This window comes from Anabaena sp. FACHB-595 (assembly GCF_048568275.1).
Classification (GTDB): Bacteria; Cyanobacteriota; Cyanobacteriia; order Cyanobacteriales; family Nostocaceae; genus Trichormus.
Window position 1 is genome coordinate 2926323 of sequence record NZ_CP183473.1, and the last position, 23686, is coordinate 2950008.

General features: G+C 43.2%; 21 protein-coding genes and 1 pseudogene. 10 read left to right on the top strand and 12 right to left on the bottom strand.

Annotation, left to right across the window (positions count from 1 at the left end; genetic code table 11):
- Window positions 1–103 precede the first annotated feature (103 nt).
- From aspS to ACN222_RS12190, 4 genes are all read right to left on the bottom strand, one after another.
- On the bottom strand, window positions 104–1891 hold the full coding sequence (gene aspS, locus ACN222_RS12175; RefSeq protein WP_010996592.1) for an aspartate--tRNA ligase: 1788 nt from the start codon (window positions 1889–1891) through the stop codon (window positions 104–106).
- 161 nt (window positions 1892–2052) lie between these two features.
- A complete protein-coding gene (locus ACN222_RS12180; RefSeq protein WP_010996593.1) occupies window positions 2053–2247 on the bottom strand; it encodes a type II toxin-antitoxin system HicB family antitoxin in 195 nt (64 codons plus the stop codon).
- Window positions 2248–2296: 49 nt separating this feature from the next.
- On the bottom strand, window positions 2297–2893 hold the full coding sequence (locus tag ACN222_RS12185; RefSeq protein WP_010996594.1) for a Uma2 family endonuclease: 597 nt from the start codon (window positions 2891–2893) through the stop codon (window positions 2297–2299).
- A gap of 151 nt (window positions 2894–3044) precedes the next feature.
- Window positions 3045–3524: a hypothetical protein gene (locus ACN222_RS12190; protein ID WP_126987027.1), complete on the bottom strand. Its 480-nt coding sequence runs from the start codon at window positions 3522–3524 to the stop codon at window positions 3045–3047.
- 362 nt (window positions 3525–3886) lie between these two features.
- Here ACN222_RS12190 and bioU point away from each other — a divergent pair, with 362 nt between their 5' ends.
- On the top strand, window positions 3887–4891 hold the full coding sequence (gene bioU / locus ACN222_RS12195) for a (S)-8-amino-7-oxononanoate synthase BioU (protein WP_010996596.1): 1005 nt from the start codon (window positions 3887–3889) through the stop codon (window positions 4889–4891).
- Window positions 4892–4958: 67 nt separating this feature from the next.
- Here bioU and ACN222_RS12200 read toward each other — a convergent pair whose 3' ends face one another.
- From ACN222_RS12200 to ACN222_RS12215, 4 genes and pseudogenes are all read right to left on the bottom strand, one after another.
- Entirely contained in the window at window positions 4959–5513 is a 555-nt protein-coding gene (locus tag ACN222_RS12200; protein WP_010996597.1) for a hypothetical protein, read from the bottom strand.
- Window positions 5514–5796: 283 nt separating this feature from the next.
- Window positions 5797–7021: pseudogene (locus tag ACN222_RS12205) on the bottom strand (type II secretion system F family protein).
- A 107-nt stretch (window positions 7022–7128) separates the two neighbouring features.
- Window positions 7129–8247, bottom strand: a complete 1119-nt coding sequence (locus tag ACN222_RS12210) for a type IV pilus twitching motility protein PilT (protein WP_010996599.1) — start codon at window positions 8245–8247, stop codon at window positions 7129–7131.
- A gap of 47 nt (window positions 8248–8294) precedes the next feature.
- Window positions 8295–10307, bottom strand: coding sequence for a GspE/PulE family protein (locus ACN222_RS12215; protein WP_010996600.1), 2013 nt, complete (start codon window positions 10305–10307; stop codon window positions 8295–8297).
- A 385-nt stretch (window positions 10308–10692) separates the two neighbouring features.
- Here ACN222_RS12215 and grpE point away from each other — a divergent pair, with 385 nt between their 5' ends.
- From grpE to ACN222_RS12245, 6 genes are all read left to right on the top strand, one after another.
- Complete coding sequence (grpE, locus tag ACN222_RS12220) at window positions 10693–11439, top strand: nucleotide exchange factor GrpE (RefSeq protein WP_010996601.1); 747 nt, start codon at window positions 10693–10695, stop codon at window positions 11437–11439.
- A 282-nt stretch (window positions 11440–11721) separates the two neighbouring features.
- On the top strand, window positions 11722–13683 hold the full coding sequence (gene dnaK, locus ACN222_RS12225; protein WP_010996602.1) for a molecular chaperone DnaK: 1962 nt from the start codon (window positions 11722–11724) through the stop codon (window positions 13681–13683).
- 625 nt (window positions 13684–14308) lie between these two features.
- Window positions 14309–15439 carry a molecular chaperone DnaJ gene (dnaJ, locus tag ACN222_RS12230; protein WP_010996603.1) on the top strand — a complete coding sequence of 377 codons (1131 nt, stop codon included), beginning with the start codon at window positions 14309–14311 and terminating at the stop codon, window positions 15437–15439.
- Window positions 15439–15696 (top strand): sulfurtransferase TusA family protein, encoded by a 258-nt coding sequence (locus ACN222_RS12235; RefSeq protein WP_010996604.1) that lies wholly within the window; start codon window positions 15439–15441, stop codon window positions 15694–15696. The genes dnaJ and ACN222_RS12235 overlap by 1 nt, the downstream gene beginning before the upstream one ends.
- A complete protein-coding gene (gene rsgA, locus ACN222_RS12240; protein WP_010996605.1) occupies window positions 15693–16805 on the top strand; it encodes a small ribosomal subunit biogenesis GTPase RsgA in 1113 nt (370 codons plus the stop codon). The genes ACN222_RS12235 and rsgA overlap by 4 nt, the downstream gene beginning before the upstream one ends.
- A 198-nt stretch (window positions 16806–17003) precedes the next feature.
- Window positions 17004–18593, top strand: coding sequence for a glycoside hydrolase family 57 protein (locus ACN222_RS12245; RefSeq protein ID WP_010996606.1), 1590 nt, complete (start codon window positions 17004–17006; stop codon window positions 18591–18593).
- 131 nt (window positions 18594–18724) lie between these two features.
- Here ACN222_RS12245 and ACN222_RS12250 read toward each other — a convergent pair whose 3' ends face one another.
- Both ACN222_RS12250 and petA read right to left on the bottom strand, forming a co-directional pair.
- On the bottom strand, window positions 18725–18952 hold the full coding sequence (locus tag ACN222_RS12250) for a photosystem II protein, Psb35-related (protein ID WP_011317267.1): 228 nt from the start codon (window positions 18950–18952) through the stop codon (window positions 18725–18727).
- Window positions 18953–19201: 249 nt separating this feature from the next.
- Window positions 19202–20203 carry a cytochrome f gene (gene petA / locus ACN222_RS12255; protein WP_010996608.1) on the bottom strand — a complete coding sequence of 334 codons (1002 nt, stop codon included), beginning with the start codon at window positions 20201–20203 and terminating at the stop codon, window positions 19202–19204.
- Here petA and ACN222_RS12260 point away from each other — a divergent pair.
- Window positions 20136–20294 carry a hypothetical protein gene (locus tag ACN222_RS12260; protein WP_162470530.1) on the top strand — a complete coding sequence of 53 codons (159 nt, stop codon included), beginning with the start codon at window positions 20136–20138 and terminating at the stop codon, window positions 20292–20294. The genes petA and ACN222_RS12260 overlap by 68 nt on opposite strands.
- A 21-nt stretch (window positions 20295–20315) precedes the next feature.
- Here ACN222_RS12260 and petC read toward each other — a convergent pair whose 3' ends face one another.
- Entirely contained in the window at window positions 20316–20855 is a 540-nt protein-coding gene (petC, locus tag ACN222_RS12265) for a cytochrome b6-f complex iron-sulfur subunit (RefSeq protein ID WP_010996609.1), read from the bottom strand.
- A gap of 228 nt (window positions 20856–21083) precedes the next feature.
- Here petC and ACN222_RS12270 point away from each other — a divergent pair, with 228 nt between their 5' ends.
- Window positions 21084–21392, top strand: a complete 309-nt coding sequence (locus ACN222_RS12270) for a DUF3067 family protein (protein WP_010996610.1) — start codon at window positions 21084–21086, stop codon at window positions 21390–21392.
- 766 nt (window positions 21393–22158) lie between these two features.
- Here ACN222_RS12270 and tatC read toward each other — a convergent pair.
- Window positions 22159–22953, bottom strand: a complete 795-nt coding sequence (tatC, locus tag ACN222_RS12275; protein ID WP_010996612.1) for a twin-arginine translocase subunit TatC — start codon at window positions 22951–22953, stop codon at window positions 22159–22161.
- Between the two features lie 415 nt (window positions 22954–23368).
- Here tatC and ACN222_RS12280 point away from each other — a divergent pair, with 415 nt between their 5' ends.
- The gene (locus tag ACN222_RS12280) at window positions 23369–23599 is read left to right on the top strand and encodes a hypothetical protein (RefSeq protein WP_044522996.1); all 231 of its coding nucleotides are present in this window, start codon (window positions 23369–23371) and stop codon (window positions 23597–23599) included.
- Window positions 23600–23686: the final 87 nt, after the last annotated feature.

The window sequence follows — 23686 nt, forward strand, 5'->3', positions numbered from 1 at the left end:
CAAACTCTTACCCTCCGCATACCTCTGCGCTAACCTCTGCCCCCTCTGCGTTAAAAATAAGATACCCGCATTCTCAAAAATCCAGGTATCTTATTTCTCATCCCTAAGACTTCGGCTTATAAGTCGAAGCAACGTGTAATTCCTTCAACTGCTTGACATCTACCCCAGAAGGTGCATCTGTCAACAAACAACGTGCTTGCTGTGTCTTCGGAAAAGCAATAACATCTCGAATTGATTCTTCGCCAGCAAATAACATCACCAACCGATCTAAACCGTAGGCGATACCACCATGCGGCGGTGTACCATATTCAAATGCTTCTAACAAAAAGCCAAATTTATTTTGTGCTTCTTCCGGGGATAAACCAATGGTTTCAAACACTTGTTCTTGGACTTCCCGTTGATAAATCCGCCGACTACCGCCACCCACTTCAAAACCATTGAATACTAAATCATAGGCTTGAGCGCGGGCTGTTTTTAAGTCATGCAAATCATCAGGGTGGGGTGCGGTAAATGGGTGGTGTAGTGCTTCTAGGCGCTTCTCATCTGCATTCCACTCAAACATGGGGAAATCAACAACCCAAAGCAAGTTGATTTTATCTGGATCAATTAAACCAAATTCTTTGGCGATCGCCTGCCGCAATCTATCCAAGGTTTTATTCACGGTAACTGCATCACCAGCACCAAACAATAACAGATGTCCGGGTTTTGCACCTGTGCGCTGCAAGATTTCCTGTTTCTGTTCTTCTGAAAGGTTATCTTTAATCGCGCCGATGGTGTCAATTTCACCATCTTCACGCACCCGGATATAAGCTAAACCTTTTGCACCGGCTTCGCTGGCTTCTCTAAATAAATCCCCACCTGGTTTAATCCGCACATTAGAGATTTGCTCGTTACCATTGGGTATGGGCAGAATTTTGACGATACCACCATTGGCGACAGCATCCCGAAAGACTTTGAAACCAGAGTCTTTCATGACATCGGAAACGTTAACTAGTTGTAAATCGTAGCGGGTATCTGGTTTATCACAACCGTAGCGTTCCATTGCTTCGGCGTAGGTGAGACGGGGGAACGGAAGCGGTAACTCAACCCCTTTAACGGTTTTGAAGATATAACTAACTAACTTTTCGTTAAGTTCAATAATTTCCTCCTCAGACATGAAACTCATTTCCATGTCTAACTGAGTAAATTCTGGCTGTCTATCTGCACGTAAGTCCTCATCACGGAAGCATCGAGCGATTTGATAATATCTATCTAACCCAGATACCATGAGGATCTGTTTGAATAGTTGTGGTGATTGGGGTAAAGCAAACCATTCCCCAGGATTGACGCGGCTAGGTAGCACATAATCCCGCGCGCCTTCGGGGGTGGAACGGGTGAGGATTGGGGTTTCCACTTCGATGAAACCTTCTACGTCTTCCAAATAACGACGCATCGCTTTCACCACTTGATGACGTAGTTGTATGTTACGCGCCATGCGATCGCGCCGCAAGTCCAAGTAACGATATTTTAGCCGCAAGTCTTCCCTAACTGTCTCAGTGTCGGCGGTAGAAACTTGGAATGGTAACTGTTTCCGCACCCCATTGAGTAGTTCAATTTTATCAGCGTAGATTTCCACTTCCCCAGTCGGGATGCGGGTATTCAGTGATTCTTCTGGACGTTGTGTTACCCTACCAGTAATTTCCACAACGTATTCATTACGTAGAGAGTTAGCCAGTTCGTAGGAATCTGGGGTGCGTTGCGGATCGCTGACAACTTGGACAATGCCAGAGCGATCGCGTAAATCCAAGAATATCACGCCCCCATGATCGCGGCGACGGTCTACCCATCCATATAAGGTAACAGTTTCTCCAATATCCTTTTGTCGGAGTTCGCCGCAATAGTGAGTTCGCATAGTTGTTAATCTGTTCTTCCGGGCTAGATTTGCTAGTGAATGCCAAAGCCTTCCCATTATCTAGCATCAATCGTATCTAATTGAAGAACAGTTGGCATAATCTCATTGCGCGACATTCTAGAACCTCAGTACACCCTTAGTATATTTTTACCAGAAACCCTCTACATACCCACAAACTCTAATACTTCAGCTTGTTCTTGTTCAACTTTTACGCAAAGTTCGATAGTTTCTTTCATACGCTCCATTAGTTCGTCTAAAGATTTAGCTTGGGTGTGACATCCCGCCAAACTAGATACAGACGCGACAAAATAGCCATCAGAGTCCCGTTCCATAACCACGTTAAATTCTCTTGTCATCGGGAAATTATTGTTTAATTAAATGATGAGCGATGGCGATACTTTTTCGCTATGCCATCGCCTGTTCATTTTCCGTTGCTTCTGCGGCAAACTCAACTTGTCGGTACAAATCAGCGATCGCTATTTCTACGTTCACCGATTCTAGTAGCAATTTCTCACCCAAATTATATTCCGAGAGTACCCATTTCCCCTGTTCATTGCGCCGAAATACTTCCACACCTGGCTGTGCTACTTGTACTAGGACATATTCTTGCAAGGTTGGAGATTGGCGATATGCAGCAAACTTTTTCCCCCGATCAGCTGCTTCCGTTGAAGGTGATAACACTTCGATAATCAAACTGGGAAATTTTACCCATTGTGGATCATGATCGCGATCGTCGCAAGTCACCACCACATCAGGATAAAAATACTTCCGCCCCGGTTCTACCTGCACCTTCACATCTACAATGTATACTTCACAGGATCTATCTGCTAGGGCATCATCTAGGAGTTTGAAAAAATTTCCGGAAACCCGATTATGGTTGCGTGTACCACCAGTCATGGCGACAACTTCACCATCCCAATACTCGTAACGTAACTCTTGGGTGGGTTCCCAAATTAGATATTCCTCGGCGCTCATGAAAATGCTATCGGGTAAAGCAACCATCGTTCAATCGTGTAATGATTTACTTTTCTAAGATAACGAAAAAAGGGCTTTCTCTTTTGAAGACTTGGAACGATAGCATTACAACCAATTACTTTTTCAAAATTACGCTGTCTCTAGCAACTGAAGTCGCGGTTACACAGACAATTTTTAATTATCTAAATCTATCAATATCAGCAAGAAATGCTTTTAATGCTTTTAACTTCTGAGCAATCACATCATTATCATGGCTCGTTATCTCAAAAGATGAGTAAGAATTATAGCGTTCAGAATAAAAAGGATAACGTAAATTATTGTGTAACCAGTTAAATTTTATTTCCCCAACAACATATTCACGTAACTGATTTTTAACTTGCTCTCTAATAACTGTATTGCCGCTTATAACTTCAATTAAGAAATCCAAAGCATCTTCAATAGAATGGGTTCTTTCTCTTTTTCTAAAGTATGGATTTTTAGCGTCAACAAAAGTAAATATTTTTGCTCGTACATATTTCTCCATCGCTTGGATAAGAAAATAAATTGAGTGTCTATGTTCGCCTTGTTCTTGAAGTAAAAGTCCGACTTTTTCATCTTCGCGTGCTAATTTCTCATATTCCTGAGAAACATTAACATTGTGATTAAGTTTTCCAATCATGTTATAGTTAAAAAATAGGTAGATACATACTGATATCATTCCCTATGCCAAGTTCAAGATAACAATTAATAAAGCATAATTATCCTTGATGTAATCGTAAATAAGAATCTGTTTTTTCAGTCTCTTCCTTGATTGGATCATCTTGTTTAGCGATCGCTTTTGATATAATTTTTTGTGAAAATTTATTCAAGTCCTAATTACCCAGCAAGAATTTCCGGTGAAAAAACTCATCAGGGTGGATAATAAAGCATAATTAACCTTTATAGCTTTGAGCGATGCCTAACGGCAAGCCGCAAAACGGCTACGCCATAAACCAAAATGGTTCATACTCAAGGCTTGTGATTCAACTTAACTAATTGACTATGAGTACAGCAAATATTACGCCAGCTATACGTATCGGAGTATTAGGTTTCGGTGGACTCGGACAAGCAGCCGCCAAGGTACTAGCTGGTAAAAGGGAGATGAAATTGGTAGCCGTGGCAGACCAAAAAGGCTATGCTTATGCTGCGGCAGGTTTAAATTTTAAAGATTGCATTGTTACCTACCAGTCTCAAGGTTCGGTGGGTTATTTAGAACCAGTAGGTAGTTTAGGCAACAACAGTATTCAAGATTTAATCGATAGCAGTCAACCTGTAGATGGGTATTTTCTAGCTTTGCCCAACCTACCTAATGACTTCATTCCTTCCGTAGCCAGACAGTTTATTCAATCTGGCTGGCGTGGTGTATTGGTAGATGCTATTAAGCGTACCAGTGCAGTAGAACAGCTCATTGCCATGAAAGACGAACTACAAGCGGCTGGTATTACCTACATGACAGGCTGTGGTGCAACACCGGGACTATTAACCGCCGCCGCCGCTTTAGCAGCCCAAAGCTACGCCGAAATTCATCAGGTAGAGATTACCTTTGGTGTTGGTATTGCCAACTGGGAAGCTTACCGCGCTACAGTGCGGGAAGATATTGGTCATATGCCTGGTTATACAGTAGAAGTTGCTAGAGCAATGACTGATGCAGAAGTAGAAGCATTACTAGACAAAACCAATGGCGTACTGACCTTGAAGAACATGGAACACGCCGATGATGTAATGTTAGAGCTAGCAGGGATAGTAGAGCGCGATCGCGTGACTGTGGGTGGTGTAGTAGATACCCGCAATCCCAAAAAGCCCCTCAGCACTAATGTTAAGGTTACAGGACGTACCTTTGAAGGCAAGATTTCCACCCATACCTTCACCTTAGGAGATGAAACCAGCATGGCAGCTAATGTCTGCGGTCCCGCTTTTGGTTATCTCAAAGCTGGTATGCAATTGCATCAACGCGGCATTCATGGCATATTTACGGCTGCTGAAATCATGCCCCAGTTTGTGAAGTAAAAGCTTAGAGGTTAAAGTTGAGAGCCTAGACAAATGGATTCCTGTCAAGAATTCAATACTTAAATTGCTAGTCCCTCGCTTCTAACCTCTCTTCTTTTCTGGCTTCATCGACTGGTGAATATGGTGCTTGAATCACGAAGGGCAATTCTGCACCTCTCAGTCCGCGTTGGATGCGTTCAGATGTTTCACTAAAAACCACAAACAAGGGATAGACGATATCAGCCCCTTCACTTAAAATATGGCTGTGGCGGAGGGGCATTAACCATTCATAATCTTGGTTGAGCAAAACCTGGGTTTGTCGCCAACGTCCCAACAAATCAGAAAAGTCTTCATGGGGACGATGAATAAATAATAGAATCTCGGCTCCCGTTTTAACCTTCCATTCAGGATCACACATGATAATTGCCACATCACAAGGTAAACAATTGGCCTGTGTGGTTGTAGCAACAGGATCACGCAGACGAACAATTGGCAGAGGGATAATAATTACACTTTCATCAGGACGACGCAAACTAGGAATCATCTCTAGATATGGTCGATGTTGTTTGAGTAGTGCGATCGCCGCTTCATAATTACTATACTCTGCCAAACTCGCTTCATAGTCAGATTTTTGCACAGGCATGAATCAATTCAAAATTCAAAATTCAAAATTCAAAATTCAAAATACCCTACGGGTTCGCGTAGCGTTCTCGTTCGCGTCTCCGACAGGAGAAGAGTAGGCTCCGTCAACAAAATTAAAGATAGCTGCCCACAAGGAGCAGGAGGAGTTTTTACTTACCTTCTCTACGAGAGACTGTGCCAAGGGAAACAATGATTCTTTCCCCCACAGTTCCACTCGGTTTTAAAACTCACTTTTTTTCATAATCCATTCAAAATTCAAAAAATTAATTTTCCTCATATCTCATCTATCCCAGTGTTTCAAATACTTTGAATAAGGGTAAATACATCGCTAATAGAATTGTTCCCACCATACCCCCTAGAACTAAAATCATAATTGGTTCTAAAACGCTGGTTAATGCTTTGACGGCTTGCTCAACCTCATCTTCATAAAAATCGGCAATTTTCATCAGCATTCCATCCAATTCCCCGGTTTCTTCACCGATGCTAATCATTTGAATTGCCATTGGTGGAAAAAACCGCTTCTTTTTGGAGAGCGATACTAATCATACCTCCTTGCTGAATTTCGGCTCGTGCGGCATCAATAGCATTAGCAACAACCTGATTTCCTGATGTATCTCGCACGATCTCTAAAGAAGTAAGAATAGGTACACCAGAACGAGTCAAAGAACCAAAAGTACGACTAAAACGGGCTACTGAAGATTTTTGAATCAAGTCACCAAATAAAGGCATCTTTAAAGAAAGGCGGTCAATTGTTTCCCTCCCAATACGAGTTTTATAATACTGTGAATAGGCAAATTTGAAGCCAACAATTCCAGCAATAATCACTAACGACCACAAACTTCTTAAAACTTGGCTACAAGTCATTAAAAATGCGGTTAATGGAGGTAATTCTGTTCCTAATTCCACGAAAATCTTGGCAAAAATGGGGATAAGAAAAACAGTCATCCCCACAAAAATACCAGTTGCTAGAATACCAACCACCACAGGATAAGCTAGGGCTGACTTAATTTGGTTTTGTAATCGAGCCATGTCTTCTAACAATTTGGCTAAACGATTCAAAACTTCATCTAAAACACCACCGACTTCCCCGGCTTGAATCATGCTCACATACAAACCATCAAAACAGCCAGGATGCTTACGCATAGCATCCGAAAGATTGACCCCACTTTGAACATCATTGCTAATATCATTGAGGGCTTGTTTGAGTTTAGCATTGGTACACTGATCGCCTAGCACTCCCAACCCTCGGACAATTGCTACACCAGCATTTACCAATGTGGCAAGTTGTCGAGAGAATACTGCCTTTTCCTTTACTGTTACCTTGACGAAGGAATTCTGAAACTTTTGGAAATCAAAATTGGCAGCAAAGTTTTGCGACTGTTTAAGTTCTTGGATGACCAATCCCTGATCTCTAAGATTAGTACGAGCTTGTGCCAAAGATTCAGCAACAACTTTCTCTTTTCTCGTTTTTCCTTGCGTGTCCCGAACTTGGGCAATAAATGTTGGCATATATCAATATCAAAATTCAAAATACTCTACGAGAAGCAAGCTACAAAATTCAAAAATAATTAATAGTTATTATTCATGGCTAATAAACAATAACTATTGACTTTTTTTTAATGTGCTTTGACGGCTCCGGCTTTAGCCCCTGGTGGTGGGGCAGAAGGACCGATGAGGCGTTGAATTTCATCTGGCTTAGATGTTTTAGACATTGCTGCTTCAAAAGAAATTGTGCCTGATTTGTAATAATCAGCTAAAACCTTTTCTAATGTTTGCATTCCTAACTTACCGCCAGTCTGAATGGCGGAATAAATTTGTGAGGTTTTACCTTCACGAATTAAGTTAGAAATAGCAGGAGTAATAATCATAATTTCTTGTGCCATGACACGGCCGTATTCACCGGGCTTGGGATTTTTCTTCGGCACTAATGTTTGGCTAAATACAGCTACTAAAGAGTTAGATAACTGTACCCGTACTTGAGTTTGTTTTTCGTGGGGAAAAACGTCGATAATCCGGTCAACAGTCTGAGAAGCAGAACTAGTGTGCAGCGTACCAAATACTAAGTGTCCGGTTTCTGCGGCAGAAATCGCCAAAGAAATCGTCTCCAAATCCCGCATTTCCCCAACCAAAACAATATCTGGATCTTCCCGCAAAGCTGCTTTTAAAGCGTTAGCAAAGCTTTTTGTATCTTCACCTAATTGTCGTTGGTGAACTAAGCTTTTAATTGGTTCGTATACAAATTCAATGGGGTCTTCTACTGTCAGGATATGCTCTGCCTTCGTGCGGTTAATTAAGTCAATCATTGCCGCCAGAGTGGTTGTTTTACCGGAACCTGTCGGCCCTGTGACGAGAATCAACCCTCTAGGTTTGTCGCACATTTCCCGTACAACATCCGGTAAACCCAACTTTTCAAAATTAGGAATTTTGGAACTGAGCGCTCTTAAACAAGCAGCATAAGCACCACGCTCTTTATAAACATTGACCCGGAAGCGAGCCAAACCTTTGACACCATAGGAACAATCTAACTCCCAAGTCTGCTCTAAGGTTTTACGTTGGGTGTTATTGAGCATACTAAAAATCAGTCTTTGGCACTGGTCGGCGGTCAGTACTTCTTCGCCTATGGGTGTGAGTTTGCCACTGATACGGAAATAGGGGGGCAACCCTGCGGATAAGTGCATATCCGAACCACCCATTTCAATCATCTGCTCCATCAAGTCTTCAATCATCATTTCCATAGGGTCGCTTTGCTCCAATTCAAAATTCAAACAAATAAATGCAATGACTAATCTTCAAAACGGGGTGTTAGACAGTAGGGACAATCTAGCCATTCTGGTTGTAATATGGCACTACACGTCCGGCAGGTAAGACCAGTCTTGCGTTTAGCTTTTAACTCAGCTTCCAAACCTGTGTCTGTGAATGTCACCCGTTCCACTTCTTCTAAGGTGGTAGCACCTTGGCGAACGAGGTCTAGGCTATAAGCCAATAAGGTTTTCATCCCTTCTTCTACGGCTACTTCTTTGATGCGTTCTGTTGGTGCTTCTTCGTTGATTAAAGTTTGTAGGTTTTCTGTAACCCGCATCACTTCATAAACACCACAGCGTCCTTTATAGCCGACACCGTTACAAGCTGGACAAAGCTCATTTTTAGCTTTGGCTTCGGCGATCGCTTCTGCTGGGACAATGTTAGCTTTATAGAAGGTGACAGACACTTCTTGAGAAGCAGACATTCCATAACGAGCTAATTCCTCAGTGGTGGGAGTATAAGCAATACGGCACTCACTACAAACACGGCGCACTAGACGTTGTGCCAATACCCCAATTAGAGAACTGGAAACCATGAATGGTTCAATACCCATTTCGCCCAAACGAGCGATCGCACCAGGGGCATCGTTGGTGTGTAATGTAGTTAAGACCAAGTGACCTGTTAAAGCCGCTTCAATCGCTGTTTTCGCTGTTTCTTTGTCTCTTGTTTCACCCACCAGCAACACATCAGGATCTTGTCGCAAAAAAGCCCGTAATGCTGTGGCAAAATCTAGCCCTTTTTCCCGAATTACCTGTACTTGAGTAATCCCCGGCAAACTGTACTCAATCGGGTCTTCTACCGTACTGATATTAATACCTGGTGAGTTCTTCTCAGACAGTGCCGAATACAAGGAAGTGGTTTTACCTGAACCAGTCGGCCCAGTCACCAAAATCAACCCGAAAGGCTTACTCACCATATCTTGGACAATCTGCAATGTTTCTGGGTCAGTGATTAACTTATTTAGCCCCAGTTGGGTAGAAGAATTATCCAAAATTCGTAGTACTACCTTTTCCCCATAGCGACTAGGTAAGGTATTCACCCGGAAGTCAACCTTGCGTCCCTCAAACATCCGCCGGATACGTCCATCTTGGGGTAAACGTCGCTCGGCAATATCTAAATTGGAGATAATTTTAAATCTAGCTGTAACAGCCGGAATAATTTTTTTCGGTAGGGGGTCAAAAGCCTCCCGCAGTACCCCATCCTTGCGGAAGCGAATCCGCAGGTTTTCTTCTTGGGGTTCGATGTGGATATCAGAAACCTTCTCATGCAAAGCCTTCGCCAAAATTCTATTGACGAGGTTGATGACTGGTGCATCCTCTGCACCCTTCATTGCTGAACCTAAATCAGCCTCCATCTCTTCAGGAGCATCTTCTAGGTCGAGATTGCCAAGATTTTCTAAATCCTGATTAATATCTGTAAATTTTTCTTGTTCCAGGTGCTTTTGCCGCACAGCTAATTCATCCAAATATTGGTTAATTAGCTGTTGGTAATCCTCCTGGGTAATTACCATACGCTGTAATGTTAAACCTTGGGGGCGTAAGATGCGGTTTAGGTCATCCGATGCTTCCAAGTTATCGGGAGCCACCATCGCCACTAAAACATAAGGCGGCGTATGTTCATCATTTTTAGATAGTGGAACTAAACGATGACGACGGCAGATATCAACTGGGATGAGGGTTTCAATTAAATTACCCACCATCGAGCTACCGATATTGTTGACCTCCGGATCGAGGTATTCAACACCGTATAGTATTTTCAGTTCAAATAATTGTTGTTTCTTGTACTGCCTGAGATACTCAGGTGACAATTGTCGCCCAGTAATTGACTCCAAAACTTCTGTTAAGGGTCTACCAGACTTGCGACTTTCAATCAGCGCCTGTCTCATCTGTTCGGTATTAATGTAGCCAGACTGCACTAGCTTATTACCGAAAGGCGAAAACTCTGTTCTTGTAGTAAGAGCGGTACTGCGCCGTTGTGGTGACGAGTAAGTCATAGGTGAGCAATGAGTAGGGAAAACCTCTATTTAGAGTATTCCCAGCCAGAGGCTAAAAATTTTCATCCACACTTAGTAAATTCCAGTCAAAACTTTACGAAGGGATTGGAGACAACAAGACGCAGGAAAGCGGGGGGAAAAGAAAACTATTGGCAGCTAACAACTGACAACTGACTAATTACTAATGACTCTTCGTTCGGAATACCGCCCCTAGAATGTTGACGCTAACCTGTTCACCATTTGTAAAAATAAGATGATGTTACCCTCATCTCTAAAAAAATTTAGGCAAAAAAATCAGTCTCAGTGTACAGCCATCAATTGTCAGGGTTGTTCATTGTGATGAAATACTGCCGTAAATCCTATTTGGGGTGAGTAGACTTGGACAATGATCGACGAAAATAAACAGGTAAACCATACAAGCCAGCAATTGGGTGAATCAACAGAGGTAAAGCAAGCAATTATGAGTGAATCCCCAGCCCAAATTAACAATAACGAATCTGCTAACGAAGTAACTGAGCCAGTGGCAATCCCAACCAATGTAGTGGGAGACACTACAGCTACAGAAGATAATGGCTTCACAGCAACACAGATACAGGAAGCGAATACAGCTGCTTTGGCTGAATTGACTCAACAGATCAGTTCTCTCAAAACGCAGTTAGATGAACGCAGTACGCAATATATGCGGATCGCGGCAGATTTTGAAAATTACCGCAAGCGCACTCAAAAAGAAAAAGAAGAGTTGGACTTACAGGTAAAACGAAACACAATTTTGGAGTTGCTACCTATTGTCGATAATTTTGAGCGGGCGCGATCGCATCTTAAGCCACAAACTGAAAGTGAGATGACAATTCACAAAAGTTATCAAGGAGTATACAAACAACTCGTAGATTCCCTGAAGCGCCTGGGTGTATCACCAATGCGTCCCGAAGGACAAGAGTTTGATCCCAACCTTCATGAAGCAGTAATGCGGGAACCTACTGATGAACATCCTGAAGGAACAGTGTTAGAAGAGTTAGTACGTGGATATTACTTGGGCGATCGCGTGCTACGCCATTCTATGGTCAAGGTGGCTGCTCCAAAGGAAGATACGCTGCCTGCACAAGAAAATCAGTCGAGTCCAGCCGACAGTTAAGCTGTATCAGCTCGCCTCGCTGACCAATAGTGCTTAGGTCATAGAAGAGGCGAGCATTGTTAGGGATTGGGGACTGGGGACTGGAGATTGGGAACTGGGGACTGGGTAATAGTAAAACTTCTGCCTAGCGCCTGCGGTTTGCCTTCAGCGACTACCTCCTATCTTCTTCAATTTTGAATTTTGAATTTTGAATTGACTTAGCTTCCTAACATTAAAGTCAGCCTAAGTTCGTACCCAAAAAAAGATAGTTCGCGCAAAAGCACTCAGTAAAAATATTTACGTATGGGAAAAGTTATTGGGATCGACTTAGGCACGACAAATAGTTGTGTCGCGGTTTTGGAAGGTGGTCAACCGATAGTGATCGCCAATTCTGAAGGCGGAAGAACCACACCGAGCATTGTGGGGTTTGGCAAAAGTGGCGATCGCTTGGTCGGTCAACTAGCAAAACGCCAAGCTGTAACTAATGCCGAAAACACGATTTTTAGCATTAAACGGTTTATCGGTCGTCGTTGGGAAGATACAGAAACAGAACGCGATCGTGTACCTTATGGCTGTGTCAAAGGTCGAGATGATACTGTTGATGTGCAGATTCGTGGACGAAATTACACGCCCCAAGAAATATCCGCTATGATTCTGCAAAAACTCAAACAGGACGCGGAAAACTTTTTGGGTGAAGCAGTTACACAAGCAGTAATTACCGTACCTGCCTATTTTACTGACGCTCAAAGACAAGCTACTAAAGATGCTGGTACTATTGCCGGGCTGGAAGTTTTAAGAATTATCAATGAACCAACGGCTGCGGCTTTAGCCTTTGGGTTAGAAAAGCAAGACCAAGAGCAGCTAATTTTAGTTTTTGACTTGGGCGGCGGAACTTTTGACGTATCGATCCTCCAATTGGGGGACGGTGTATTTGAAGTCAAAGCCACCAGTGGTAATAATCAACTAGGTGGTGATGACTTTGACGGCTGTGTCGTGTGTTGGATGATTGAACGATTCCAACAACAAGAAAAAATCGACCTAGCCCAAGATAAGATGGCGCTGCAACGCTTACGAGAAGCAGCCGAGAAAGCTAAAATTGAACTCTCCAGTATGGCAAGTACCTCAATTAACTTGCCTTTTATTACGGCTGATGAAACTGGACCCAAGCATCTAGAAATGGAACTTAGTCGTTCTAAGTTTGAAGAGTTGGTAGGACAGTTAATTGAAGCTACCATCCAGCCAATGATTCAAGCCCTTAAAGATGCAGATCTGAAACCACAAGATATAGATAAGATTATTTTGGTGGGTGGTTCTACCCGTATTCCGGCGGTGCAGAATGCCTTAATCAAGTTTTTTAACGGTAAAGCCCCAGACCGTTCGGTTAATCCTGATGAAGCCGTAGCTCTGGGTGCAGCAATTCAAGCTGGGGTACTAGGTGGCGAAGTTGATAATCTCTTGCTATTGGATGTCACACCTTTATCTTTAGGGATTGAAACTTTAGGAGAAGTATTCACCAAAATCATCGAACGTAACACCACAATTCCTACCAGCAAATCTCAAATATTTTCCACTGCTGTTGATGGTCAAACCTCGGTAGAAATCCACATCCTCCAAGGTGAACGGACAATGGCACGGGATAACAAGAGCTTAGGCAAATTTCTTTTGGCAGGCATTCCTCCAGCATCCCGTGGAGTCCCACAAATTGAAGTTTCCTTTGAAATTGATGTCAACGGCATTCTCAAAGTTGCTGCTCAAGATAAAGGCACAGGCAGAGAACAAAGTATTAGAATTACTAATACTGGTGGATTAAGTACCAATGAAGTGGAAAGAATGCGGCAAGAAGCAGAAGTTTTTGCAGAAGAAGATAGGAGACGCAAAGAACTGGTCGAATTGAAAAATCAAGCAGATAATTTGTTGATTATTTATGAATCTACTTTAAAAGATAATGGTGATTTAATTGGAGAACAAATAAAAGTTTTAGCCAACGAAAAAGTTGCACAAATTCAGAGTGTAATGACTAATCCTGCCATCTCCCTCAAAGAGTTTCAACAATGTTTAGATGATTTCCAACAAACACTCTTTTCTATCGGCGCTAATGTTTACCAGCGAGCTAACACTCAAACAGATGATGAATTAGAGGTAATGTCTGATGGTTCATCACCTTCAGATATAGAACACCCCATCAGTGGAACCTTAATACCACAATTTAACTTTGATTTTGATGATGAAAGTACAGCACAGGCTGATTATGAAGCGATAGATTAGAGATTGGGTATCGGCGATTAAGTATTAGCTATTGAGAATTAAATATAGGAATATGATTTGATAATTGAAAAAATCTCAGTCTGTAGGGTGGGCAAGGAGCAACGAACGTCACTTGCTCCAAGCTGGGGAATCCTTTCGGCAGTTGCTCATGGAGAAACCCCATGAGCCAATCCTCCCCTGTCGGAGACGCTACGCGAACACCAACGCAGTGGCTCCCCTACATACATTTCAGCAATCAAGTATGAATCCTATAGTAAATAATCCCCAGTTCCCAGTCCCTAATCTCTAATCCCCAACATGGAGGGTTTTCCACACCTAATCGTGCGGCTAGCCCCTCTAGTTCATGAAGGGGTTTCCTCGTAGCACGTAGCACAATTGTAAAAGAGACAGCCGACTTAGCAGTGAAAGCCCAAACTTATGGTTCCCCTGCTCCTAACTTCGGTTGCTTTTTCCGTTTTACGAGGAAAGTACCCATTACTTGACTTGTTAATGATTTTTGTTAAAGGTAAAAGGTAAAATCAGTTATTAACATAATTTAACTTTGCCTTCTATCTAGCCCCGGCAAGTTGACCTTGTGGTGTCTACTGCCTATTGCTTTCTTCCTCCTAACCTTTACCTTTGCTATATGGCCCGCGACTATTATGAGATTCTAGGCGTTGCTCGTGACGCTGACAAAGAAGAAATCAAACAAGCCTACCGCCGTCTAGCCCGGAAATATCACCCTGATGTGAATAAAGAACCGGGAGCCGAAGAGCGTTTTAAGGAAATTAACCGTGCTTATGAAGTACTTTCTGAGCCGGAAACCCGCGCACGTTACGATCGCTTCGGTCCGGAAGGTGTTTCAGGTGCTGGTGTCGGCTTCCAAGATATGAGCGATATGGGTGGTTTCGCCGATATCTTTGAAAGTATTTTCAGTGGTTTTGCTGGTGGCGGTATGGGTGGCCCAACGCAGCAAAGAAGACGCGGCGGGCCAGCGCGGGGTGATGATTTACGGCTAGACCTAAAGTTAGACTTTCGAGAAGCGGTATTCGGTGGGGAAAAGGAAATTCGCATTTCCCATTTAGAAACCTGTGAAACCTGTAGTGGTTCAGGAGCAAAACCAGGAACTCGTCCCCGCACTTGTTCGACTTGTAGCGGTTCCGGTCAAGTCCGCCGCGTCACCAGAACCCCATTTGGTAGCTTTACTCAAGTCTCTACTTGTCCTACCTGTAATGGTACAGGCATGGTAATTGAAGACAAATGTGATACTTGTGATGGTAAGGGGACAAATCAAGTTACCAAAAAACTAAAAATTACCATTCCCGCAGGTGTGGACAATGGTACGCGCTTACGTATCAAAGACGAAGGTGATGCGGGTCAACGTGGTGGACCTCCAGGGGATTTATATGTATACCTATTCGTCAATGAAGACGAAGAATTTCAACGGGATGGCATTAATGTTATCTCGGAAATTAAAGTTAGCTACTTGCAAGCAATTTTAGGTTGCCGGCTAGAAGTAAACACAGTAGATGGGCCTGTGGAGTTGATTATTCCTGCGGGTACTCAACCGAATACGGTGATGAAACTAGAAAATCGTGGTGTACCTCGCTTGGGGAATCCTGTTAGTCGGGGCGATCATCTGTTAACAGTATTAATTGATATCCCCACTAAAGTAATCCCTGAGGAGAGAGAATTGCTAGAGAAGCTGGCTAAAATTAAGGGAGACCGTACCGGTAAAGGTGGTCTGGAAGGATTTTTGGGAAATTTGTTTAAGTAATGACGCTCTCTTCTGTTTCAACGCCTGATGCTCAACTTGACCTCCGTGGCACTCCTTGTCCGATTAATTTCGTGCGAACAAAACTCCGTTTGGAGAAAATGCCCCCAGGAGCATTATTGGAAGTCTGGTTAGACCCAGGGGAACCAATTGAGCAAGTTCCTGATAGCTTGACAATGGCAGGTTATCAGGTAGAACAAATCACAGACTGTACTGGCTATTTTTCTTTATTAATCCGCCGTCCTGTAACTGCCCAATGAGAGTTTTCACCACTGGACAGTTATTGGGTACGGTTGTAGCCGTGCAGGCCAATTTTTACAAAGTACAGCTAGACCAAGAGGTAAGGGAGCAAGGGAGCAGAGGTGCAGGGGAGGAGGTGCATTTAGATTCTCCTCTACCCCTCTGTCCCCTGTCTCTTCTTCTTTGCACTCGCAGAACCCGGTTGAAAAAAATCGGGCAACAGGTGATGGTGGGCGATCGCGTGGTCGTAGAGGAGCCAGATTGGGCTGGGGGACGGGGGGCGATCGCTGATGTTCTATCGCGGCAAACCCAGTTAGATAGGCCACCAATCGCCAATGCTGACCAAATCCTGCTGGTTTTTGCTGTGGCTGACCCTCCCCTCGAACCCTATCAACTTAGCCGATTTCTCGTGAAGGCGGAAACTACTGGACTAGATGTGGTTTTATGTTTGAATAAAAGCGATCTAGTTTCACCAGAAATACAGCAACAAATTAGCGATCGCCTATTAGCTTGGGGTTATCAACCCTTATTTATTAGCGTCGAAAATCAGATAAATATTGACCAAATAGCCAAATATCTCAGCAATAAAATTACCGTAGTTGCTGGCCCTTCTGGTGTGGGTAAATCCAGCTTGATTAATGCTCTGATTCCCAACATTAACCTGCGCGTGGGGGAAGTTTCCGGTAAACTGGCTCGTGGTCGTCATACCACCCGCCATGTAGAGTTATTTGAGTTACCCAACGGTGGTTTACTGGCAGATACGCCGGGATTTAATCAGCCTGATGTGGATTGTAGTCCAGAAGAATTAGTACATTATTTCCCAGAAGCCAGAGAACGTTTAGCGATTGCTAGTTGTCGGTTTAACGACTGCTCACATCGAGACGAGCCAGATTGTGCTGTGCGTGGTGATTGGGAACGATATGAACATTATCTAGAATTTTTAGCAGATGCGATCGCCAGGCAAACTCAGCTTTACCAACAAGCCGATCCCGAATCTACTTTGAAGCTCAAAACCAAAGGCAAAGGTCAGAGTCAATACGAACCTAAACTAGAAAGTAAAAAATATCGCCGAACCTCCCGACGCACTCAAGTACAAGGCTTGCAAGATTTGTATCAAGAGGAAGAATAGGGACAATTAAGGGGCAGGGAGCAGGGAGCAGGGAGAATAACTTTAGCCAGCACTCATGGCTCCCCTCTCATCAGTCAACAGCCAACAGTCATCACTTTTATCAAGTCAATCGGATACGATCCCCAGAAGGTCTTAAAATATTGTTAATTTCCCCCTTATCCCTCGACCTTCACTTTACAAGTATCACCCCAGAACACTATGGCTATCGGCTACGTCGCGCTCGTACTTCACGCACATCTACCCTTCGTTCGTCACCCAGAAAGTGACTACGTGCTAGAGGAAGAATGGCTCTATGAAGCCATCACCGAAACATACATTCCCTTGTTGAAAGTATTTGATGGTTTAAAGCGAGACGGTATCGACTTTAAAATTACTATGAGTATGACACCGCCTCTTGTGTCGATGCTCCGCGATCCTCTATTGCAAGAACGCTATGACGCACATTTAGCCCAACTCGAAGAACTGATAGAACTGGAAGGCGAACGTAATGCCCAAAATGGACACCTGCGTTACTTAGCTGAACACTACGCCACTGAGTTTAACGAAGCGCGTCAGATGTGGGAGCGCTACAACGGTGATTTGGTAACAGCTTTTAAACAGTTCCAAGATTCTAACAACCTAGAAATTATCACTTGTGGTGCTACCCACGGCTATTTGCCACTGATGAAAATGTATCCCCAAGCAGTGTGGGCGCAGATTCAGGTGGCTTGTGAACACTACGAGGAAACTTTTGGTCGTCCACCCAAAGGAATATGGTTGCCGGAATGTGCCTATTATGAAGGGTTGGAACGAATGCTGGCGGATGCCGGTTTACGTTACTTCCTCACTGATGGACATGGTATTTTGTATGCTCGTCCTCGTCCTCGGTTCGGCACTTATGCGCCAATTTTCACGGAAACTGGTGTTGCAGCCTTCGGTCGAGATCATGAGTCTTCTCAGCAGGTGTGGTCTTCTGAGGTTGGTTATCCAGGTGCAGCAGAATATCGAGAATTTTATAAAGATTTGGGTTGGGAAGCTGAGTATGAATACATCAAGCCCTACATCATGCCCAACGGTCAACGTAAAAATACAGGTATTAAGTATCACAAAATTACTGGACGTGGTTTAGGTTTATCAGATAAAGCACTATACGATCCTTATTGGGCAAAGGAAAAGGCAGCAGAACACGCAGCCAATTTTATGTATAACCGCGAACGCCAAGCAGAGCATCTGTATGGAATTATGCAGCGTCCGCCGATTATCGTTTCGCCCTACGATGCTGAATTGTTTGGCCATTGGTGGTATGAAGGGCCTTGGTTTATTGATTACCTGTTTCGCAAGTCATGGTATGACCAAGGAACTTATGCGATGACTCATTTGGCAGACTATTTACGGAATGAGCCTACACAACAAGTCTGTCGTCCTTCCCAATCAAGCTGGGGTTATAAGGGTTTCCATGAATATTGGTTAAATGAAACAAATGCTTGGATTTATCCACATTTGCACAAAGCGGCTGAACGCATGATCGAAATATCTACCCTAGAACCAGAAGATGAGTTGGGATGGAGGGCGCTTAACCAAGCAGCAAGAGAACTGCTGTTGGCACAATCTTCTGACTGGGCATTTATTATGCGGACGGGAACAATGGTTCCTTATGCTGTGAGACGGACGAGATCGCACCTCATGCGTTTTAATAAGCTATACGAAGACGCCAAAGTCGGCAAGTTTGACAGTGGTTGGTTAGAAAAAGTCGAGGTAATGGATAACATTTTCCCCAATATTAATTATCGGGTTTACCGTCCTTTGTAAGGAGTGCTGAGTTGTGAGTGAATCAATTTCATCTCTTGGTTAGCCTCGGACTTCCTTTTTTGTCATGAAAAGCAAAACCCCCAATATCAACGATTGGGGGTTTTATTTGTATGGGTGTAAGCATTTTACTGCTATTGGGGCAGAGTCCGGCTGGTGTAAGCATCCATCGCATAAGCAGGAGCGCGATCGCTGTAATCTATTTCCATACCAGTAATCGATTTCGCCAACTTCTCAAAAGACTCAGAACGCCAGTTGCGCTCATGGATGGGCTTTTTCTGTTCTCCCAGGAAGTAGGCTAGAGAACCTATAACCGAAGCTGCAACCCAACCTAAAAGTAATACTGCAAATAAGATAGCCATCACAAACCTCTTTTTTATATTTATGTAACTTTATGTAAATAAATATAACTTTATTGCAACAAAATTTGCAATACCTTTAGAGGTGTGCATACCGATCAGTCCGGTAGGGTATTTCCCACCTCTAGCTTGAAAGAGCAGGGGGAGAAAAGCATCTTTCTTGTTTGACTGTGAAACTTGCTTCTTCAGGACTTTAAGAAATAAAAAAGACAGGCTGTAGCCTGTCTTAAAAGTATTGATTTATCAGAGAATTTAGAAATTCATTTCCGCAGCTTGGACTTTTTCCACCTGCTTCTTCTTCAGAACTAGCATGACTTGAGCTAACATCACCAGAGCAACGAAAGCAATCAACCAGCCAACTCTATTAGCATCTTGGAGAACAATTTCTGCGTCTAGTTGACCGAAACCACCAACGTTAGGGTTATTGGTCAAAGCGTCGCCTGCTGTCACTGCTTGTCCTTCAGAAACAATCAGTTCTGGGCCTGCGGGAATAGTGTCGCTGACAACCTCTCCAGACTCAGTTTTGATGTCTACTAAATATTTAACGCTACCATCTTCGCCTTCTTGTTTAGCAATCTTGCTAATTGTACCGGTAGCAGCAGCGCTATAAAGGTTGTTGTTGCTCTTTTCACCTGTAGGATAAACTTGTCCGCGTCCCCGGTTGCCACCAACATGAACTGAATATTTACCGAAGTGAATGTTCTTGTCGTTGGCGGGGTTGGGAGAAAGAACAGGGAAGACGATTTCCTGATACTGTTCACCGGGTAAAGGCCCGACAATGACGATGTTGTCTTTATCTTCGCCGTAGGGTTGGAAGTAAACATCGCCGATTTCTTCTTTCAGTTCTTCGGGAATGCGGTCTTCAGGAGCAATCTTGAAGCCTTCGGGTAACATCAGTACAGCACCGACGTTTAAGCCGACCTTAGAGCCATCAGCACCAACTTGTTGCACGCTGGTGTCGTAAGGGATTTTGACAACTGCTTTAAATACGGTGTCGGGTAGTACGGATTGAGGAACTTCTACTTCTGTGGGCTTTGCTGCTAGGTGACAGTTAGCGCAAACAATTCTACCTGTCGGTTCGCGGGGGGTTTCTGGGTAAGTTTGCTGCGCCCAGAAAGGATATGCAGCAGCTGATTGGGGAAGGGCTAAGTCGCTGGTGAAGAAAAATGTCACGCTGGCGATCGCTATGAACAATGTTTTTACCATCGCTCTAGCAGTGCGAGTTAACCTCGCTCTTGTACAAGCATTTCTCATCTCTATAGGGGCAACGATTGAATTTAGTCAAGAGTCAATAGTCAGTGGTCAGTGGTCAGTGGTCAGTGGCAAATTCACAACTAACAACTGACTACTGACACAGAACAAATCATTAAGACCACCAGGGTTCTTCACCGGTGCGGAAGTCGGTTTCAGTCCAAGAAGTTAAAACGATTTTGTCGTTTTCGGTTTTAGCGTGACTCAAAGCCAGAGACTTTGGTGCTGGACCGCGAACAACCTTACCAGTTGCATCGTATTGGGAACCGTGGCAAGGGCATTTAAATTTGTTTTCTGCCGCGTTCCAGGGGACGACACAACCCAAGTGGGTGCAAACGGCGTTGATGCCGTAATCTGTGATGGCTTCTTTGCTTTCTACCACGATATAGGTGGGGTCACCCTTGAGTCCTTGAACTAGAGTGCGATCGCCTACATTATGGCTTTCTAAAAATTTGCTGACGCTAACATCGTTGCCCAGCTCGTCTTTTGCTGTTGTACCGCCACCAGCGCCACCAGCAGCAGGTGGAATAAAGTAATTGACAACGGGATACAATGCACCCAGAGCCACACCAGTAACGGTTCCAAAAGTTAGCAGGTTCATGAACTGACGTCGCCCCATATCGGGAACGTCTACGGATTCAGAAAATTGAGCCATAATCTACGCGCTCTTCGTGTATTTTGTTAAGCATTCGACAAGAGCGCTAAATGCTTGAGCAACTCCTGTCTGGTTGAAATGCTAACGCTTGTAACGATGCTGTTATTCTTTGTTTCAAGATATATCTCGCATCCTTTCTGTTAGCATTACATTTCTTTATATCCTTATCATACTTGAGTTACGGAACTTAACGTCATAACTAAATGTAAAATCTGGTTGAGAAAAACTATGACAGGACAGGAATTACGCCAACTATTGCTGGATAAATGGGGATACTCTTATGATGTCCAGTTTCGCCGGACACAAGGCAAGATATTTTTGCAAGTAATGTGGAAATATTTGGAGCAAGCTTCTTTTCCTATGAATGAAACCGAATATCAAGAACATCTTGATAGTGTCGCCAATTACCTTCATGCTTTAGGCGGTGCAGTCCAGGTGAAAACATTTATTACACAAACCAAAGAGCGCCCGCGACTCGGTAAAGCTGTGAGCATACCTCTAGATTTAGGTGAACGTGCTTCTGAATGGATTATCTGAAAGATTAAGATTAGAAAGTGGTGATTATTAAGGAGTCCTAAAATAATTTTTTATAATTTCGGCTACAGGCTATAAAACTCTCTTACCTAAAGGGACATCTCTATAGGAGTCCGATTTGATTTCTGTTGGCGTAGCCTGCGCTTACGCATAAAATTCTCAGTATCTGCAGGGTGGGCAATGCCCACCAAAACCATGAGCCGGTGGGCATTGCCCAACGCCACTTGCTCCAAGCCGGGAAACCCGTCCAACGCAGTGGCTCCCCTACGTGTATTTCAAAAATCAAGTATGAGTCCTATATCTGGCTGAGTTAAAGCAACTTCATCATCATTTAAAAATACCACTAACACAAAAACTTCAGATAGAAAATCAGCTATCTGACATGGGGAAAAATTAGTCACAGATAATATTAATCTATTGATTGATATTATCTTTTGACTGATAAAGTTTGATAATTTGGGCGCTAGATTTTTTAATGCCCAAATCACCAAAACCTATCTATAGTTCGTATGCTGGTTTTCGTGCTTTAGAAAATTCCTCTACATTTAATCACTTTGCTAATACGAATCTCAACTTTTTCTAAGGTTTCATTACTAATTTTATTAACTTTTTCAGTTGGGATTTCAAGCGAGGTAGGAATTCAGAAATCAGAATTAAAAATGATATAAAATCAAGAAATCCTCGTAGTTTTTGTTTTCTTCAAAATACTAAACCGAAGATATCAAAACCTGATATATCCTGACTTCTGAATTCTCCCGTCGCAGGTTTTTCATTTACCTGTGAGCTTCACTACACCAATACCACCAAAGTAAAGGGCAAGCACCGCGCCCGCCAAAAGACTTTGAGTTAAGGGGTCAGTAGAAGGTGTAAGTACAGCACCTAAAACTACGGCTGCCATAATTACAAATCGCCAGCCAGAAACCATTCTTTGGGATGAAACAATCCCTAAATTAGCTAGTAAAAGTTGAATTATGGGAACTTGGAAAGCCAACCCAGTACTAAATAAAAGCAATAGTACAAATTCAAAATATTTGTCGATAGACCAGAGTTGTTCCACAACATCCGCGCCGTAACTGATGAAAAAATTCAAAGCGGCGGGAATCAAAAGTAAATAAGCAAAGACTAAACCGCCGGCAAACAGCACGCTTGACCCTAAAACAATAGGCCCAAGTAGACCACGTTCGCGCCGAGTCAATCCAGGAAGAACAAACAAAATAATTTGGTAGAGAATGAAGGGACTAGAAAGTAACAAGCCAGTGTAGCCTGCAACTTTGAGAGAAACAAAGAAATATTCTCCGGGGGCTAACTGGAGAAATTTAACACCTTGGGCTGGGACTTCTAGTAACTGAACAATTGGCTTGACAGCGAAGAAGCAGCCAACTACACCCACTGCTACGGCAATCAGTGAATAAAAGATGCGCTGTCTTAATTCTTCTAGGTGGTCGAATAGAGACATTTCGACTTCACCAGGCAACTCATCGGGAGAATCAATATCTGAGTTGCCGTATCCTTCTGTATCAATCTCAGGAGTGGTTATTGTATCTACTTCTTGTGAGGGGGTCATGGCTCAGGTGGTAGGCAACATTTGCTAACTATTGTATCTGGGGAAGCAGCTACCACGATAGAAGAAACCCATTCAAAGCTAAAATTTACAGATTGGGCGAGGATGAACAGAAAAATATGTCAGACTATAAGAATATGGGGAAGTAATCCACTCTTGACTCTGCACTTGGAAAAAATACTTGCTCCGTGAGTTTAGATAACAACTGCTACGACAAAAGCAGGAAAAATTAATTTTTTCATCACGTCTCTGCGAACAGCAGCATTAAGTAACTTGAGATAGCATCAATTATTACAATGTACAGAGTTTCTAAACTCCGGTTCACCAGGTGGCATCTACAGAACATAACGATAGGCTCTCCTTGCTATTTTCGCAGAGCTTCCACTGTAGGTGATTGAAAATTTTTGCTGAGGTTGGGATGAATAGGCGGATATACATTAGCCTCATGGCATTACCTATGTGTTTTTCTAATGCCGGGGTCAATCTTGTTAGTGATAGTAATGTTTCAAGTTTCGTGACTCAGGTGTTGAGTAAAACTGCTTTGACTGCTGATAGCAAAAATACTCAATCACAGATAATTCCGTGGCAACTATCAGCGAGAGACGAGCAAACAGGAGAGTGCTTGCGTCAGCGTAAATGTAAAGATTGAAAGAAAATTATTCTATAAAAACTGCACTCACAGTTTATTTTACTATTTCCCTGATTTGGGTGTTATAATAGGAGGCTGTTGGCTATT

Coding starts and splice junctions, on each gene's coding strand:
- aspS (WP_010996592.1), bottom strand. CDS start 1,891: ATGCGAACTCACTATTGCGGCGAACTCCGACAAAAGGATATTGGAGAA.
- ACN222_RS12180 (WP_010996593.1), bottom strand. CDS start 2,247: ATGACAAGAGAATTTAACGTGGTTATGGAACGGGACTCTGATGGCTAT.
- ACN222_RS12185 (WP_010996594.1), bottom strand. CDS start 2,893: ATGGTTGCTTTACCCGATAGCATTTTCATGAGCGCCGAGGAATATCTA.
- ACN222_RS12190 (WP_126987027.1), bottom strand. CDS start 3,524: ATGATTGGAAAACTTAATCACAATGTTAATGTTTCTCAGGAATATGAG.
- bioU (WP_010996596.1), top strand. CDS start 3,887: ATGAGTACAGCAAATATTACGCCAGCTATACGTATCGGAGTATTAGGT.
- ACN222_RS12200 (WP_010996597.1), bottom strand. CDS start 5,513: ATGCCTGTGCAAAAATCTGACTATGAAGCGAGTTTGGCAGAGTATAGT.
- ACN222_RS12210 (WP_010996599.1), bottom strand. CDS start 8,247: ATGGAAATGATGATTGAAGACTTGATGGAGCAGATGATTGAAATGGGT.
- ACN222_RS12215 (WP_010996600.1), bottom strand. CDS start 10,307: ATGACTTACTCGTCACCACAACGGCGCAGTACCGCTCTTACTACAAGA.
- grpE (WP_010996601.1), top strand. CDS start 10,693: ATGATCGACGAAAATAAACAGGTAAACCATACAAGCCAGCAATTGGGT.
- dnaK (WP_010996602.1), top strand. CDS start 11,722: ATGGGAAAAGTTATTGGGATCGACTTAGGCACGACAAATAGTTGTGTC.
- dnaJ (WP_010996603.1), top strand. CDS start 14,309: ATGGCCCGCGACTATTATGAGATTCTAGGCGTTGCTCGTGACGCTGAC.
- ACN222_RS12235 (WP_010996604.1), top strand. CDS start 15,439: ATGACGCTCTCTTCTGTTTCAACGCCTGATGCTCAACTTGACCTCCGT.
- rsgA (WP_010996605.1), top strand. CDS start 15,693: ATGAGAGTTTTCACCACTGGACAGTTATTGGGTACGGTTGTAGCCGTG.
- ACN222_RS12245 (WP_010996606.1), top strand. CDS start 17,004: ATGGCTATCGGCTACGTCGCGCTCGTACTTCACGCACATCTACCCTTC.
- ACN222_RS12250 (WP_011317267.1), bottom strand. CDS start 18,952: ATGGCTATCTTATTTGCAGTATTACTTTTAGGTTGGGTTGCAGCTTCG.
- ACN222_RS12260 (WP_162470530.1), top strand. CDS start 20,136: ATGAACAATGTTTTTACCATCGCTCTAGCAGTGCGAGTTAACCTCGCT.
- petA (WP_010996608.1), bottom strand. CDS start 20,203: ATGAGAAATGCTTGTACAAGAGCGAGGTTAACTCGCACTGCTAGAGCG.
- petC (WP_010996609.1), bottom strand. CDS start 20,855: ATGGCTCAATTTTCTGAATCCGTAGACGTTCCCGATATGGGGCGACGT.
- ACN222_RS12270 (WP_010996610.1), top strand. CDS start 21,084: ATGACAGGACAGGAATTACGCCAACTATTGCTGGATAAATGGGGATAC.
- tatC (WP_010996612.1), bottom strand. CDS start 22,953: ATGACCCCCTCACAAGAAGTAGATACAATAACCACTCCTGAGATTGAT.
- ACN222_RS12280 (WP_044522996.1), top strand. CDS start 23,369: ATGAATAGGCGGATATACATTAGCCTCATGGCATTACCTATGTGTTTT.